Source organism: [Leptolyngbya] sp. PCC 7376 (assembly GCF_000316605.1).
In the GTDB taxonomy this organism is placed as follows: domain Bacteria; phylum Cyanobacteriota; class Cyanobacteriia; order Cyanobacteriales; family MRBY01; genus MRBY01.
On record NC_019683.1, the window covers coordinates 978,866 to 992,111 of the forward strand.

General features: G+C 43.7%; 11 protein-coding genes and 4 pseudogenes. 6 read left to right on the plus strand and 9 right to left on the minus strand.

The features are described 5' to 3' along the window. Positions 1-7 precede the first annotated feature (7 nt). On the minus strand, positions 8-1,159 hold the full coding sequence (locus LEPTO7376_RS04370) for a hybrid sensor histidine kinase/response regulator (protein WP_015133040.1): 1,152 nt from the start codon (positions 1,157-1,159) through the stop codon (positions 8-10). Between the two features lie 784 nt (positions 1,160-1,943). Here LEPTO7376_RS04370 and rpsD point away from each other — a divergent pair. Continuing rightward, positions 1,944-2,552, plus strand: a complete 609-nt coding sequence (gene rpsD / locus LEPTO7376_RS04375; RefSeq protein ID WP_015133041.1) for a 30S ribosomal protein S4 — start codon at positions 1,944-1,946, stop codon at positions 2,550-2,552. Between the two features lie 168 nt (positions 2,553-2,720). Next, the gene (locus LEPTO7376_RS04380; RefSeq protein ID WP_041764953.1) at positions 2,721-3,869 is read left to right on the plus strand and encodes a hypothetical protein; all 1,149 of its coding nucleotides are present in this window, start codon (positions 2,721-2,723) and stop codon (positions 3,867-3,869) included. A 145-nt stretch (positions 3,870-4,014) separates the two neighbouring features. Here LEPTO7376_RS04380 and dnaK read toward each other — a convergent pair whose 3' ends face one another. The 4 genes and pseudogenes from dnaK to LEPTO7376_RS04400 form a co-directional block, all read right to left on the minus strand. Next, on the minus strand, positions 4,015-5,964 hold the full coding sequence (dnaK, locus tag LEPTO7376_RS04385; RefSeq protein ID WP_015133043.1) for a molecular chaperone DnaK: 1,950 nt from the start codon (positions 5,962-5,964) through the stop codon (positions 4,015-4,017). A gap of 430 nt (positions 5,965-6,394) precedes the next feature. Beyond that, positions 6,395-7,153: an IS5 family transposase gene (locus tag LEPTO7376_RS04390; RefSeq protein ID WP_051188711.1), complete on the minus strand. Its 759-nt coding sequence runs from the start codon at positions 7,151-7,153 to the stop codon at positions 6,395-6,397. Further along, positions 7,138-7,563 (minus strand): annotated as a pseudogene (locus LEPTO7376_RS04395) (transposase); the annotation flags it as partial. The pseudogene LEPTO7376_RS04395 and the gene LEPTO7376_RS04390, both read right to left, overlap by 16 nt. 25 nt (positions 7,564-7,588) lie before the next feature. Next, positions 7,589-8,446: an IS982 family transposase gene (locus tag LEPTO7376_RS04400; protein WP_015133044.1), complete on the minus strand. Its 858-nt coding sequence runs from the start codon at positions 8,444-8,446 to the stop codon at positions 7,589-7,591. Positions 8,447-8,547: 101 nt separating this feature from the next. Here LEPTO7376_RS04400 and LEPTO7376_RS04405 point away from each other — a divergent pair, with 101 nt between their 5' ends. Both LEPTO7376_RS04405 and LEPTO7376_RS04410 read left to right on the plus strand, forming a co-directional pair. Continuing rightward, complete coding sequence (locus LEPTO7376_RS04405) at positions 8,548-8,913, plus strand: ParA family protein (protein WP_264308974.1); 366 nt, start codon at positions 8,548-8,550, stop codon at positions 8,911-8,913. A 227-nt stretch (positions 8,914-9,140) separates the two neighbouring features. Beyond that, positions 9,141-9,386 carry a hypothetical protein gene (locus LEPTO7376_RS04410; RefSeq protein WP_015133045.1) on the plus strand — a complete coding sequence of 82 codons (246 nt, stop codon included), beginning with the start codon at positions 9,141-9,143 and terminating at the stop codon, positions 9,384-9,386. 117 nt (positions 9,387-9,503) lie between these two features. Here LEPTO7376_RS04410 and LEPTO7376_RS28895 read toward each other — a convergent pair. Beyond that, positions 9,504-10,361: pseudogene (locus tag LEPTO7376_RS28895) on the minus strand (IS982 family transposase). A gap of 356 nt (positions 10,362-10,717) precedes the next feature. Between LEPTO7376_RS28895 and LEPTO7376_RS25560 the strand changes: the two are divergent. Beyond that, a pseudogene (locus LEPTO7376_RS25560) lies at positions 10,718-10,855 on the plus strand (transposase); the annotation flags it as partial. 35 nt (positions 10,856-10,890) lie between these two features. On the opposite strand, the gene LEPTO7376_RS27270 reads toward LEPTO7376_RS25560, so the two are convergent. Beyond that, positions 10,891-11,460 (minus strand): ISAs1 family transposase, encoded by a 570-nt coding sequence (locus tag LEPTO7376_RS27270; protein WP_051188712.1) that lies wholly within the window; start codon positions 11,458-11,460, stop codon positions 10,891-10,893. Between the two features lie 161 nt (positions 11,461-11,621). Continuing rightward, positions 11,622-11,978 (minus strand): transposase family protein, encoded by a 357-nt coding sequence (locus LEPTO7376_RS27275; protein ID WP_051188713.1) that lies wholly within the window; start codon positions 11,976-11,978, stop codon positions 11,622-11,624. A 52-nt stretch (positions 11,979-12,030) separates the two neighbouring features. Here LEPTO7376_RS27275 and LEPTO7376_RS24380 point away from each other — a divergent pair, with 52 nt between their 5' ends. Further along, positions 12,031-12,258 (plus strand): transposase, encoded by a 228-nt coding sequence (locus LEPTO7376_RS24380; RefSeq protein WP_071880675.1) that lies wholly within the window; start codon positions 12,031-12,033, stop codon positions 12,256-12,258. Between the two features lie 104 nt (positions 12,259-12,362). Here LEPTO7376_RS24380 and LEPTO7376_RS04435 read toward each other — a convergent pair. Continuing rightward, positions 12,363-13,232 (minus strand): annotated as a pseudogene (locus tag LEPTO7376_RS04435) (IS630 family transposase). Positions 13,233-13,246 lie beyond the last annotated feature (14 nt).

Genomic DNA, 13,246 nt, shown 5'->3' on the forward strand with positions numbered 1-13,246 from the left:
GTTAGGACTAGCCAATGACAGCAGAAGAATCTGTCTCATCGGTGTCGCCTTGCAAAGGTAAAGAAATCGTGAGCAGCGTACCCTCGTTAACGGTACTATCAATCGTCATCGTCCCATTATAAATTTTTACAATACGTTCGGCGATCGCCAGACCGAGACCAGTGCCTTGCTGCTCATATTGCAGACGGTTAAATTGCATATAAGCTCCCACATGCGCAATCTCTTCCTCTGTCATCCCACGACCCCAATCACGAATCTCTAGCACCCAGCGATCGCCATCCACTTGTGTACGCACCTTTACCAGCTTTCCTGTTTCTCCATCCAGCATCTCTGGCTGCGAAAACTTGAATGCATTATCGAGTAGCTCCTCTAATAAAACAGATAACCATTTTTCAGAAATTGCAATCACTGCATCACACAGCTCACACCGCAAATCCTCACCCCTTTGATAGCGAAGCGCACATTTTTTCCCTAAAAAATGGATCAAAACTTGGCTAGTCCCCATCGCACCACGAGGCCATTTTTCTCGCTCCCTAGGCTCATCAGCAACCAAATCAAGCCGAAAATACATTAGAAATTTCTGGATCAACCGATGGAGTCGATCCGCAGACAGTCGGATATTGTGGGTGATTTCAACGATTTCATCTTGCTCTAAAGTCTGCCAATATTCACTCAACAATTCCGCTGATGTAATCATGCCTTGCAATGGCGTTCTCAGCTCATGGGGTAGAGCTACTGTTAAATTTCGACGCAATTCATCTAAACGCCGAGAACTATGCTCTTCAAGAGTTTGGTGTCGCTTCAGACGACAGAGGATCGTTTCGACCAATTCATGATCATCACAAGGCATTGAAATATAATCATCCGCCCCCAAATTCATAGCGAATCGTCGTGCGGATTCTGTCATTGCTGAAGACAGGAAAATGAAAGGAATTGTCGCTGTCGATATTTGAGTGCGCAATGTACGCAAAAAACTCAAACCACCTCCCTCTAAAGCTTCAGCATTACAAATAACCAAACTGGGTAATTCTTGCTGAATTCGCATCAAGGCAATGCTGGCACTGTCGGCTGTTAAGACTTGAAAATCTTCCACTGTCAGAAGTCTTTCAAGCCGCTCTAAATTTTTGAGATGATTATCAACAACCAAAATCTTTGTCACAGAGTGCTTTCTCCACTAACCCATTGACCGTAAGTAGGCAGCACAGGGAAATCAGGCTAAACAACGAATGATTTCATACTCGTAAAGTTGATATTGCGGGAATCAACCAAGATATTAATCCAATAAAACTCAATACATCACATCAAAATAGTATGCCAAGAAAAATTTTAACGTAGCGAAAAATCTCAAAGAGTAGTAATACAAAAAAACAAAAATTCATCGTAGTACAAATGCTTATCAAACAGCCAAGAACTTAACACAAGAGTTTGATTTTTCAGAGCATTTTTTTGCGATAACGCTAGCTAGCCAGCATTATCGCAGCGCACAAAACATAATGCTGTGATCCCATCCAGAACAGCAAGATTAATTCCAATAGCGACTTTATATAAGCAAGCAGAGATAGAGAAATAATTTAATGCTTGGAAAAGAATTTGTGGCAATATATCACCATCAATTTTATGAATTTTATGAGTTCTTCTCCTAATATCTTCTGTTAAGGCGATATATCTTCTGTTAAGGCGATCGCCAGTCTTATTTATTCACGATAAACTAACTATTCTTTGAAATCTTGATTGGTCATGGTATTTTAGAAAGGTTGTGAATTTTTTGCTAGAAACCACAAGATAGCTCTCATACAGCCAATCGTCGTTTCAAACAGATTTTCAGCCTACAGGACGTCCAAACTTTGACCTCCCTCTTGTAGGCAACAATCTCAAAAAGAGCCGTAGTAAGCGGTTTGAGGTCTTTTTTGACATCAAGTAAACATTAAGGAGAAGAAAACCTTATGGCTCGTTATCGTGGAGCACGTCTACGCATTACACGTAGATTAGGAGAATTACCGGGTTTAACCCGTAAGAGCGCACGTCGGGAATATCCACCCGGACAGCATGGCCAAGGTCGCCGCAAGCGTTCTGAATATGCGATTCGTCTAGAAGAAAAGCAGAAATTGCGTTTCAACTATGGTGTTTCTGAGAAGCAGCTCATTCGTTATGTCCGTAAAGCTCGTCGTGCAACGGGTTCTACCGGTCAGGCGATTTTGCAACAGCTAGAAATGCGTCTCGACAATACAATCTTCCGTTTAGGTATGGCTGGTACGATTCCAGCGGCCCGCCAACTTGTTAACCATGGTCACATCATGGTCAATGGTCGTCGTGTTGACATTCCGAGTTACCAGTGTCGTCCTGGTGACTTGATTACTGTTCGCGATCGTGATCGCTCCCGTAAGCTCGTTGAAGCAAACATGGAGTTCCCTGGTTTAGCGAACGTTCCTAGCCACCTTGAGTTTGATAAGGCTAATTTGACTGGTAAAGTCAATGGCATTATTGAGCGGGAATGGGTTGCGCTACAAGTCAACGAACTACTCGTGGTTGAGTATTACTCCCGTATGGCGTAAATCTCTATTCTCGAAAGGGAAAAAGATTACGACAATAGATACAATTTTGATCATTAGGGGAACAATTTATGTTGTTCCTCTTTTTTGTTACGGAATTGCGTCGATCTATTTTGAAAAATGACTGGGTAAAATAAGGGTCTAAGGATATTGCAACGTATTGGCACAGAAATGAGTAGGTCACGAGATTTCGTTAAGGAGATTCAAGCAGCTCTAGAGGATGATAATCTTCCTTGCGTGAAATCCCTACTCAAAAAATGGCAAGAGTCGGAACCTGAGGATCCTTGGTTGCAGTTCTATATTGCTCGCTGGTATGAGCTTACTGACAAGATTAAGGATGCGGAAAAGCGTTATCGGAAAATACTACGCATTAATCATAGTCCGAAGATTATGCTTGCTGCCCGACAGGCTCTTCTACAGATAGAGGAACAAGAATACCAACAGCGACAAGAAGCGATCGCCGCAGAGAAGGAAGCTTTAGGCGGGGATGAGTATGGCCTATTTGTATTGGAGCCTGTTCAAAAGTCAGAAAAAAAAGCAGCAGCACAGCATTTTGCGAAAGTGATGGAGACAGATCCTTATTCAGCACAAATGCAAATCCCATTAAAATCTTGGCGTTTATTCCGCACGGGTCAGTTAGGAGATTTGCGCTTTTATGCGAACGCACTCCAGCAGGGGAATATTCCCGGTTTTTGTCTGTCGATGGAACAACTTAAAGAGATTCAAGTTTTGCAAGTTCAATCCATCCAACAGCTAGAGCCAGACTTAGTGATTGAATGTCTAGATACAGCTCAACAGCTTGTCATGATTACGTTTGAGTGGTCTGAGATCCATCAGTATGTCGAAGGAAGATTGCCATTATTTGAGGAGTCCCTTGAAAAAAATGCTCGCGGCAAAACCTATTACAAAACCAAAGTGATGGATTATGCTTACTTCCTCGATCTCCATGTGGGCGATCGCCAAACAATTTTGCGATTAAGCGATCAACATTACCAATTCAGGGAAGGGATTTCTTTCTTTTCAGAGACTCAAATTCACCAGCAAATTGAGCAACAGAGCGTCCGACAAAGTTGGAATAATCTCAGCACACAACTCATCGAACACCTTGGTCATGCAACTCAATGTGACGACTTCAAAAGTTTTGCGACCCATGCCGCTGACTTCCCTGAGCTAATCCGTAAAATTAATCCTCAAACTTACCTCTTCCGCCAAGAGGAGCACAAAGACACTCACTGGGATCCAGCTTGGCAGCTCTACAGTGCGATCGCCTTTGCGAAGACCGTTCAAGAAGAAACAGCGATCGTCTCAGAGACAAATTAAAACTCTATTTTCACCCAATAACAGCGAATTAATGAGGCGATCGCCACCCCTATATTTTTTCACAAAAAAAGGAGGCATTACACCTCCTATAATCACGAACTATTTATTTACATCAGAGACTTAAACAGCCTTAGAGAAGTTCCGACTACTTAGTCTCAGAGAACTCAGCATCGATCACATCGTCGCCACCATCATCATTATTATTATTATCACTGCCACCACCATCACTAGGAGGTGCACCAGCACCAGCCGCAGCATTGGGGTCAAAACCAGCAGCAGAAGGATCGCCACCAGCCTCTTGATAGATGTTGGTACTAATGGTGTAAAGCAACTGTTGTAGTTCAGGCATGACCGTAGAAATCTTCTCGTCATCTTCCTGAGCCACAGCTTCTTTCAGATCCTTAATCATCTGATCAGCCTTACTCTTGTCATCAGTAGGAACCTTATCGCCTAGCTCTTCAAGTTGCTTTTCAGCTTGGTAAACCAAAGAATCAGCCTGGTTCTTACGGTCAATCTTTTCACGACGTTCCTTATCAGCAGAAGCATTCGCCTCAGCTTCCTGAACCATACGATCTACCTCATCATCAGGCAGAGTCGAAGCACCAGTGATACTAATAGACTGTTCCTTACCAGTACCCTTATCTTTCGCTGTAACGTTCAAAATACCGTTAGCGTCGATATCAAAGGTTACTTCAATTTGAGGTACGCCACGAGGAGCCGCGGGAATACCATCGAGACGGAAGGTTCCAAGACTCTTATTGTCCTTAGACATTTCGCGCTCACCCTGTAGAACATGGATTTCTACATTGGTCTGACCATCAACCGCGGTCGAGAACACTTCAGATTTCTTCGTAGGAATTGTAGTGTTTCTGGGGATAATCTTGGTCATTACACCACCAAGGGTTTCCACACCGAGGGAGAGAGGCGTGACGTCAAGGAGAAGAATGTCCTTAACTTCACCAGCAAGTACACCACCTTGAATTGCAGCACCAATCGCTACAACTTCGTCAGGGTTTACGGTTTGGTTAGGCTTCTTGCCGAGAACGCGCTCAACAACATCTTGAACGGAAGGAATACGAGTAGAACCACCAACAAGTACAACTTCGTCAATAGCAGACTTATCGATCTTGGCGTCACGAATCGCATTCTCAACAGGGATGCGGCAACGATCAATTAGGTCAGCACAAATCTCTTCAAACTTTGCACGAGTCAAGCTTGTATCGAGATGCTTAGGGCCATCTTGAGTTGCAGTGATGAAAGGCAAGTTGATGTCTGCCTGAGTAACGTTAGACAATTCAATCTTTGCTTTCTCAGCAGCTTCCGTAAGACGTTGGAGAGCTTGCTTATCTTTGCGAAGATCAATGCCTTCAGTTTTCTCGAAACCTTCTGCGAGGAAGTCAACGATCTTCTTATCGAAGTCATCACCACCAAGGTGAGTATCACCAGAGGTAGAGAGTACTTCAAATACGCCGTCGCCGACTTCAAGGATGGAGACGTCGAAAGTACCACCACCAAGGTCAAATACGAGGATTGTTTCGTTACTCTTTTTATCAAGTCCGTAGGCGAGGGATGCTGCGGTAGGCTCGTTAATAATCCGGAGAACTTCTACACCAGCAATTTTGCCTGCGTCTTTGGTTGCTTGACGTTGGGAGTCATTGAAGTATGCAGGAACGGTAATAACGGCTTGGGTTACGGTTTCACCAAGGTAAGTACTTGCATCATCAATAAGCTTGCGGAGTACTTGGGCAGCAATTTCTTCTGGAGCAAATTTCTTGTCTTTAGCATTACAGTCAATTTTTACGTTGCTGTTGCTATCTTTTTCTACGGTGTAAGCAACTTCAGTGGATTCGTTGCTGACTTCGCTGTACTTACGTCCAATAAAGCGCTTCACAGAGTAGAAGGTGTTGCCAGGGTTCATTACGGCTTGACGCTTGGCAATTTGCCCGACGAGTAAGTCGCCGTTTTTCGCGTAGGCAACGACAGAAGGAGTTGTTCTGAAACCTTCTGCATTGGCAATTACGGTGGGCTTTCCACCTTCCATTACAGAAACGCAGGAGTTTGTAGTTCCTAGGTCAATACCGACGACTTTTCCCATGGCAGTGTGACTCCAAAGATGAGCAGTTTAATAAAAATGTTTGTTGGAAGTTTGAACTAAAGTTCACGTGGGGTGAACCTGTTCTTTGAGTTACATCTATATTGCGCTTTGGACTACTTGTTTTAGTAGTGTAGGTTCCCGAACCTTGGGGGGCGGTTTCAGCAGGAAAGCTTATCGGACAAGAGGCGATCGCCCTATCTAGATAACGTGAGTTCGAGATAAGAGGATGTCTGAAAAGGGTCTGACCGTAACTTTTGTCGAAATGAGTTGCACGTAAAAATAAGTACTTCAGGCGATCAACCTGGCGGAATTTACGCAGTATTTATCGAATATAAAGACTTTTCAGACATCCTCTAAGAAAGAAAAGGAGAAAGTGCATATTGTGGAAGTTGATAACCAGTCCACTAGAGAGTTGACCTCTTGCAAAAGGTTATGGCAGTTCAAAGTTGTAAAGACCCGCAATGAGATTGAGTCTTAATCTCCATCTCCGACGGCGGTTACGATATCGACTGGATAAGAGGCGGAATCTTTTGAGCATTCTGAATACCATCTCAATGATGATTCTTTGAGCTGCTAAGAGCTGATTCTCCTGTTTCTGTTCCGCAGTCAACTCTCCTCCTCTAGGCTTCTTGTGAGAAGTGTGACTCCGCTGATGTCGCTTGTGTAGACCTTGATATCCGGCGTCGGCAAGGCAGAGTTGTCCCTGCTGAAAATGGACTCCACTCTTTTTGAATAGTTTGAAGTCATGGGTGCTACCTTTCTCACAGTCACAACAGATAATCTGTGCCCACTGCCAAGCAATAACTATTTGAGCTTTAAGGGAATGATGCTTCTTTTTCCCTGAGTAGTAAAGACGTTGTTTTTTAGGCTTTTCAATCGCCTGTTCTGTGGCATCCATCACCACTACTGTTAGAGATAACTCTTCTGAACCATGGAGCTGTTTTATGCCGGGTAAGTGGCAATCGGTTTCTTTGATGAGTGTATTCTCTGTTTTTTGCACCATGCGACAAACTGTTGATTTATGAATGCCCCATGATTGAGCGATAGGAAAATAAGTGCGATATTCCCTCAGATATTCCAAGGTGAGGAGTAACTGATTTTCCAGGGATAAAACACTGGGACGACCGGGTTTTTGCTTTGCTTTAGCTTCTGCTATAGCAGCGAAGGAGAAGGTTAGGACATAGAACAGAAGGCTATTCTGATGGCATCGAACAAATCCTCAGTCTTCTTGATGAGCTTACTTACCTCCTTCTTTAACCTCCCCCAAAACTTCTCTATCTTGTTCAGGTGTGGTGAGTAGGGTGGCAAAAATATCACTTCACATCCTGCCTTCGCCACCAATGTTTGTATTCTTTCCTTTGGATGAACACTGGCATTATCCAGAATAATAATTTGACCCGGAATCAACTCTGGCACTAAGCAATCCTCTACCCATTGGCAAACTAAGGCGCTGTTGGCATAGCCCTCAAATACCATCGGTGCTATCTGCTCTCCCTCTCGCCATCCTCCAATCACGCTAACTCGTTCTGTACGATGACCTAACTTCTCTGCGATAAACCTCTCTGACTTATGGCAGTAGCCATACCCATAATCTAACGTGAGTTCGGGATAAGGAAATGAGGTTCTAATCAAGCTGAAGAGAGGGTTTCTTAGGCTGATGACAGTAGGCAATGAGACCGCAAAGCAAGTTGACACAAAAGTTCGCTGGACTGCGATGGCGAGAGTGTTCAATCTGAGAAATATTCTTCAGTTGGTCAATGACGGTCTCAATTAAAGCTCGCTTACGAGCGATGAATGTATCTTGCCAGAGCATCAAGCGATTCTCCATATTGCGGCGAGGTTTAGCAATTAACATCACATCATGTTCTTCTTTGAGATGTTGTGCCAGAGCTTGGGACACATAGCCCTTATCTCCAAAAACTTTGCCGAATAAATTCCGTAACAGTTCAACGACAGGCTTTCTGTCATCAATATTGCCAGGAGTGATTTGTACATGAAGTAATTCTCCTCGGTCATTAATGACCAGATGGAGTTTGAAGCCAAAGAACCACCCAACAGAGGTTTTGCCTCTAGCGGCATGACCGTTAAAGACTCGATGTTGGGCAATACGGCGATTGTGACAAACTTTGATACTGGTGGCATCAATGAAACTAATGCCTGTGCAATCTCCATAACAGTCACATAAATAGGCACATAGAGGCACTAAGCTGGAGGGCATCCATGCCACAAAGCGTTGATAACTCACTGCTTTGGGAAAGGCTTTTTGCCAATAGTGTCGCACCATCAGGAGATAGAAATGCTTGAAATTACGATAGTGAGATTGATGAAATGCAATCAGTATCGTCATCACCTCACTCAAGCTTAGGCTTCTAGAACGGTGACGATACCTTTTGCAAGAGCTAAGTAATTCTTGATGCCACTGAGGTTCAAAGACCTGGCAGAAATCGTCAACGTCACAAAATAAAGCGTCTAAACTAAGCATAGGAGAAAGCTGTGGATTGGTTTCAACTGCCACGATATGAGCTTTCTTCTTTTCTTTCCTTATCCAGAACTCACTTTATCTTGAAAACCAGATAACCAGAAATGCAGATTATTGCTGTCACTGGATACAAAGGCGGTGTAGGAAAATCAACTTCCGCTATTCACATAGCCGCATACCTTGCCCGAAATCATAAAACCATACTCATAGATGGTGACCTAAATCGGACTGATGTTAATTGGAGTCAGAGAGGCGAGATGCCTTTTACTGTTGCAGATGAGCGTCAAGCTATGCGCGTCATGTCCTGTCATGATTATGCAGTGATTGATACCCCAGCTCGACCCAACAGCGATGACTTACAGGAACTAGCGAAGGGTTGTGACTTGCTCATCCTGCCAACAACTCCAGACGTTGTGAGCCTAGAGCCAATGCTAGCGATCGCCAATGATATCGGAGACGCAAAGTATTGAGCATTGTTAACTATCGTGCTGCCTTATCCGAGCAAAGAAGGTGAAACCATGCGCAATGAATTGACTAGCAATGGCGTACCCACATTCCAAAGCATGATTAGGCGCAGCTCTACATTTCAGAAAGCAGCTCTAGTTGGTAAACCAGTAAACCAGATGTCTGGTAGAGATAAAGTCCCTTAGAATGATTTTGAGGCACTAGGTAAGGAAATTTTTGAGGTACTAAAAAAATGAGCGGCAAATTTGGAGACATCATCGGTAAGGCAAAGCAAACCAGTAAACCAGTAAACCAGACAACTGGTAAGCCAGAAAAACAGATTTCGACAAAATCTACTGAAGCAGAAAAAATGGTCAATCTTTGTGTGAAAGTTCCTAAGTCACTGCGCCAGCATTGGGCGGCTGAGGCGAAACGTCAAGGCATCACAATGACTGAAGTGATCACAGAAGCTCTTAACCAGAAATTTGGTAAACCATAAAACCAGAAAACAGTAACTGGAACATAATAAAAATCTACGTAACGTGAGTTCGGGATAAGGGCAACAGGAAAAAAGTCATTCCTAATCTACGTGAGTTCTGGATAAGGAATGATAGGTCTAATCAAGCTGTAAAGAAGGTTTTTTGGGTTGATGGCAGTAAGCAATCAGCCCACACAGCAAGTTCACACAAAAAGTTTGTGGGACTGCGATGTCGGGAATGTTCAATCTGTGAGATGTTCTTCAGTTGGTCAATAACTGTCTCAATCAAAGCCCGCTTACGAGCAAAAAGTTTATCTTGATAAACCATCAAATGATGCTTCATATTTCGACGAGGTTTAGCCATTAGGGTCACCTCATGTTCCTCTTGAAGATGCTGGGCTAAAGATTGTGAGACATAGCCTTTATCGGCAAAGACTTTACCCCATAAGTCTTGCCATAACTCCACTACAGGTTGGCGGTCATCGGTATTTCCAGGCGTCACTTGGACGTTGAGTAATTCTCCTCGCTCATTGATGACCAGGTGTAGTTTGAAGCCGAAGAACCATCCCACCGAAGTCTTGCCCCTTGCCGCGCAACCTTCAAAACACGGTGTTGAGAGATACGGCGATTATGGCAAACCTTGATGCTGGTGGCATCAATGAAGCTAATACCAGTGCATTGTCCGAAGCATCGTCGCAGATATGTACAGAGAGGAATCAAGCTCGAAGGTATCCATGTCACAAAGCGTTGATAGCTCACAGCTAGAGGAAACTCTTGTTGCCAATCGCATTTCACCTTGATGAGATAGAAATGCTTGAAATTTCGATAGTGAGATTGATGGAAAGCAATGAGAATAGTCATCACCTCACTCAGACTGAGGCTTCTCTGACGGTGACGGTACTTTTTGCCAGAGCTGAGTAACGCTTCATGCCATAAGGGTTCAAAGATTTGACAGAAATCATCAACATGGCAAAACAGAGCCTCTAGACTGGACATGGGAGAAAGCCGTGGATTCGTTACAACTTCCACGATATGGGCTTTCTCCTTTTCTTTCCTTATCCAGAACTCACGTTAATCTGGGTTTGAGGCTTCTTTATTCTTTATTGAGCAGCGATTATTTTATGCAATATTCTACTGATTGAGCTCGATCAATACGATATTTTCAATTAGAATGCTTTGTTGCGAATCAGTGCATAGATAAAATTCCAAACAAACTCTTGATTTATAGGAGTTTCAGGCTAACTCGTCGGAATTTCATCCTAATTCCTTAGAGGATGTCTGAAAAGATTAGTGGGGAGAGAAAAAGTTAGAGATTTAGTCTGAAAGAGTACTCAAATCCCTAACCGAAAAAGATGCCTCTATCCTATCCAACAGACCTTACCGATGAACAATGGTCTCTTATCGAAACCTTATTACCTCCAGCGAAATCCGGCGGTCGTCCTCGTTCTATTAATCTACGCTGTGTTCTCAATGCCATACTCTACGTTTTGAGGGGCAGGGCTGTTTCATTCTTGAGAGAAAGAAGCTAAGCAGTACACAACGATAGTAAAAACGGTAATCGGTGAGAAATCAGAGCTATGGCTTCCGTTATGGATGAATAGCCGTTCAATCTCAATAGCGAGATTACCCAACTACGGAAGATGGCAAAGTTCTCTGGAGCATGGCCATCTTTTTGTTGTGCTTTGTCTTCCCCAAGAAGTGCATCCTTTACCCAATGTAGGTTGTTCTCGATTTGCCAATGCTGTCGAATTACTCGACTCAGCTTTAGTCCTTGTGGTGGTAATGAAGTGATGTAGAACATCTGATTTTCATAGTCTTGGCTCTGCCTCTGTCCCCACCGAGTCATGCGGACAACGGATTGTATATCCTTCCATTCTGGCGTTAGTGAAGTCGGCACAGACCAGACTTCTACTCGTCTTCTTTCAGAACGACCATGACCAACATTTTGGGATTCATGTTGAGCGATTGGCTTTTGTTCCTGACAGTAGTTTGTTAAAGCTTGATACAGCTTTTTCTGGTTGCCTTTGACTGTCACTAGGTAGTCATGTCCGCGTTGTCTGAGTAACTGGATTGTTTTTTTGAGTGTGTAAGGCATCTAAAGTCACAGTGACTGATGGTAAATCTAACTCTGTCAGTAATTGCCGGATTACTGAGATCTCACTCTCTTTCTTATTCCGACTCATTTTCATGCCCAAAACAACTTGTCGCTGCTGACAGAATAAAGACACTGCTGTGACAAAATCTTGACTCTTGTTGTCATAGTTTTTGCACGGTGTTTTTGAGGGATTTACCGTCCCCAGCCACAATGTCTCCCTTTCTCACATATTGTCTTGCCCATTGGTTAAAGACTTGTGTCACTTGCTGGAAATCTAATTCCATCATCACTCGCCGTACCGTTGAGTAGGAGGGGACACGAGCTTCAGGAATCTGTAAGGTGCTAATCAGCTCCCGGCGATGTCGCTCAATAAATCGCCCAATACCTCGATATCCCCATTCACCACTCATACCTGCCATGATGATTATCAGTAATATCAAAGATAATGAGTGTCTTCGTCCGGAAGCCTGTCTCGGGTCTTCAATACGACTCAGTGCATCGAGTAAGCTTTCGCTCATTTTTCATCGTTGAACGCCTATCTCCTCTTATTCTCTCTATTTTCTCGACAGAATGAAACAACCCTGCGTTTTGAGGGGTGGTATCGCATGGCGGTTGTTGCCTCATGATTTTCCTAAGTGGCAAACGGTTTACCACTACTTTCGCCAATGGCGTAACGACGGCACTTGGCAAAGGATTAACCCTCAGCTTCATCAGTGGGAGAGAACGATGAGTCATGACCTCCCTCTTCTCCAAGCTATGGGGTGGTGGATTCTCAATCGGTGGATACCGCAACAATGATTCACCAAGATGTCGGTGTGGATGGCAACAAACGCATCAAAGGTCGTAAACGCCATGTGATGGTTGATAGCTTGGGCATCCCTCTATAGCAGCGAAGGAGAAGGTTAGGACATAGAACAGAAGGCTATTCTGATGGCATCGAACAAATCCTCAGTCTTCTTGATGAGCTTACTTACCTCCTTCTTTAACCTCCCCCAAAACTTCTCTATCTTGTTCAGGTGTGGTGAGTAGGGTGGCAAAATATCACTTCACATCCTGCCTTCGCCACCAATGTTTGTATTCTTTCCTTTGGATTGAACACTGGCATTATCCAGAATAATAATTTGACCCGGAATCAACTCTGGCACTAAGCAATCCTCTACCCATTGGCAAACTAAGGCGCTGTTGGCATAGCCCTCAAATACCATCGGTGCTATCTGCTCTCCCTCTCGCCATCCTCCAATCACGCTAACTCGTTCTATACGATGACCTAACTTCTCTGCGATAAACCTCTCTGACTTATGGCAGTAGCCATACCCATAATCTAAGGTATTATCAAATCCACTTTCATCGATATATACGAGTCGTTCTTGGACATACTGCTTCAGTTGTGCCACAAATGCTTTTTCTAATTCTTTATCTCTCTCTTGATATCGATAGGTCTTTTTTTCGAGTAAATTCAATTTCCGTAGAGCTTCACGTCTGGATGCATCACTAATAGACTCTGGCCATTTCTCCGCCATTTCCTTCTGGGTTAGATGCCCATATTCCTCTGCAAAAGCACGAAAAGCATCTAGATCATTAATCTTCGGTTGAGGGCCTCGACGGTAATCTGTCTTCGGAGCGACTGAACCGATTTTCTCTCGTTGTTTCAGCCACAGGTCTAGCGTATTTCGGCTAATACCAAAGAAGCGACAGATATCACTTTTTCGTTCACCTTTATCGAAGGCGGCAACAGCTTTTAGGCGTAAATCAAGACTATGGGGAGCAGGCATGGCATCTATGTTTA

Bases quoted from the DNA above. Each gene is read 5' to 3' on its own strand.
- rpsD (WP_015133041.1), top strand. From the start codon at position 1,944: ATGGCTCGTTATCGTGGAGCACGTCTACGCATTACACGTAGATTAGGA.
- LEPTO7376_RS04380 (WP_041764953.1), top strand. From the start codon at position 2,721: ATGAGTAGGTCACGAGATTTCGTTAAGGAGATTCAAGCAGCTCTAGAG.
- dnaK (WP_015133043.1), bottom strand. From the start codon at position 5,964: ATGGGAAAAGTCGTCGGTATTGACCTAGGAACTACAAACTCCTGCGTT.
- LEPTO7376_RS04400 (WP_015133044.1), bottom strand. From the start codon at position 8,446: ATGCTTAGTTTAGACGCTTTATTTTGTGACGTTGACGATTTCTGCCAG.
- LEPTO7376_RS04405 (WP_264308974.1), top strand. From the start codon at position 8,548: ATGCAGATTATTGCTGTCACTGGATACAAAGGCGGTGTAGGAAAATCA.
- LEPTO7376_RS04410 (WP_015133045.1), top strand. From the start codon at position 9,141: ATGAGCGGCAAATTTGGAGACATCATCGGTAAGGCAAAGCAAACCAGT.
- LEPTO7376_RS27270 (WP_051188712.1), bottom strand. From the start codon at position 11,460: ATGCCTTACACACTCAAAAAAACAATCCAGTTACTCAGACAACGCGGA.
- LEPTO7376_RS27275 (WP_051188713.1), bottom strand. From the start codon at position 11,978: ATGAGCGAAAGCTTACTCGATGCACTGAGTCGTATTGAAGACCCGAGA.
- LEPTO7376_RS24380 (WP_071880675.1), top strand. From the start codon at position 12,031: ATGAAACAACCCTGCGTTTTGAGGGGTGGTATCGCATGGCGGTTGTTG.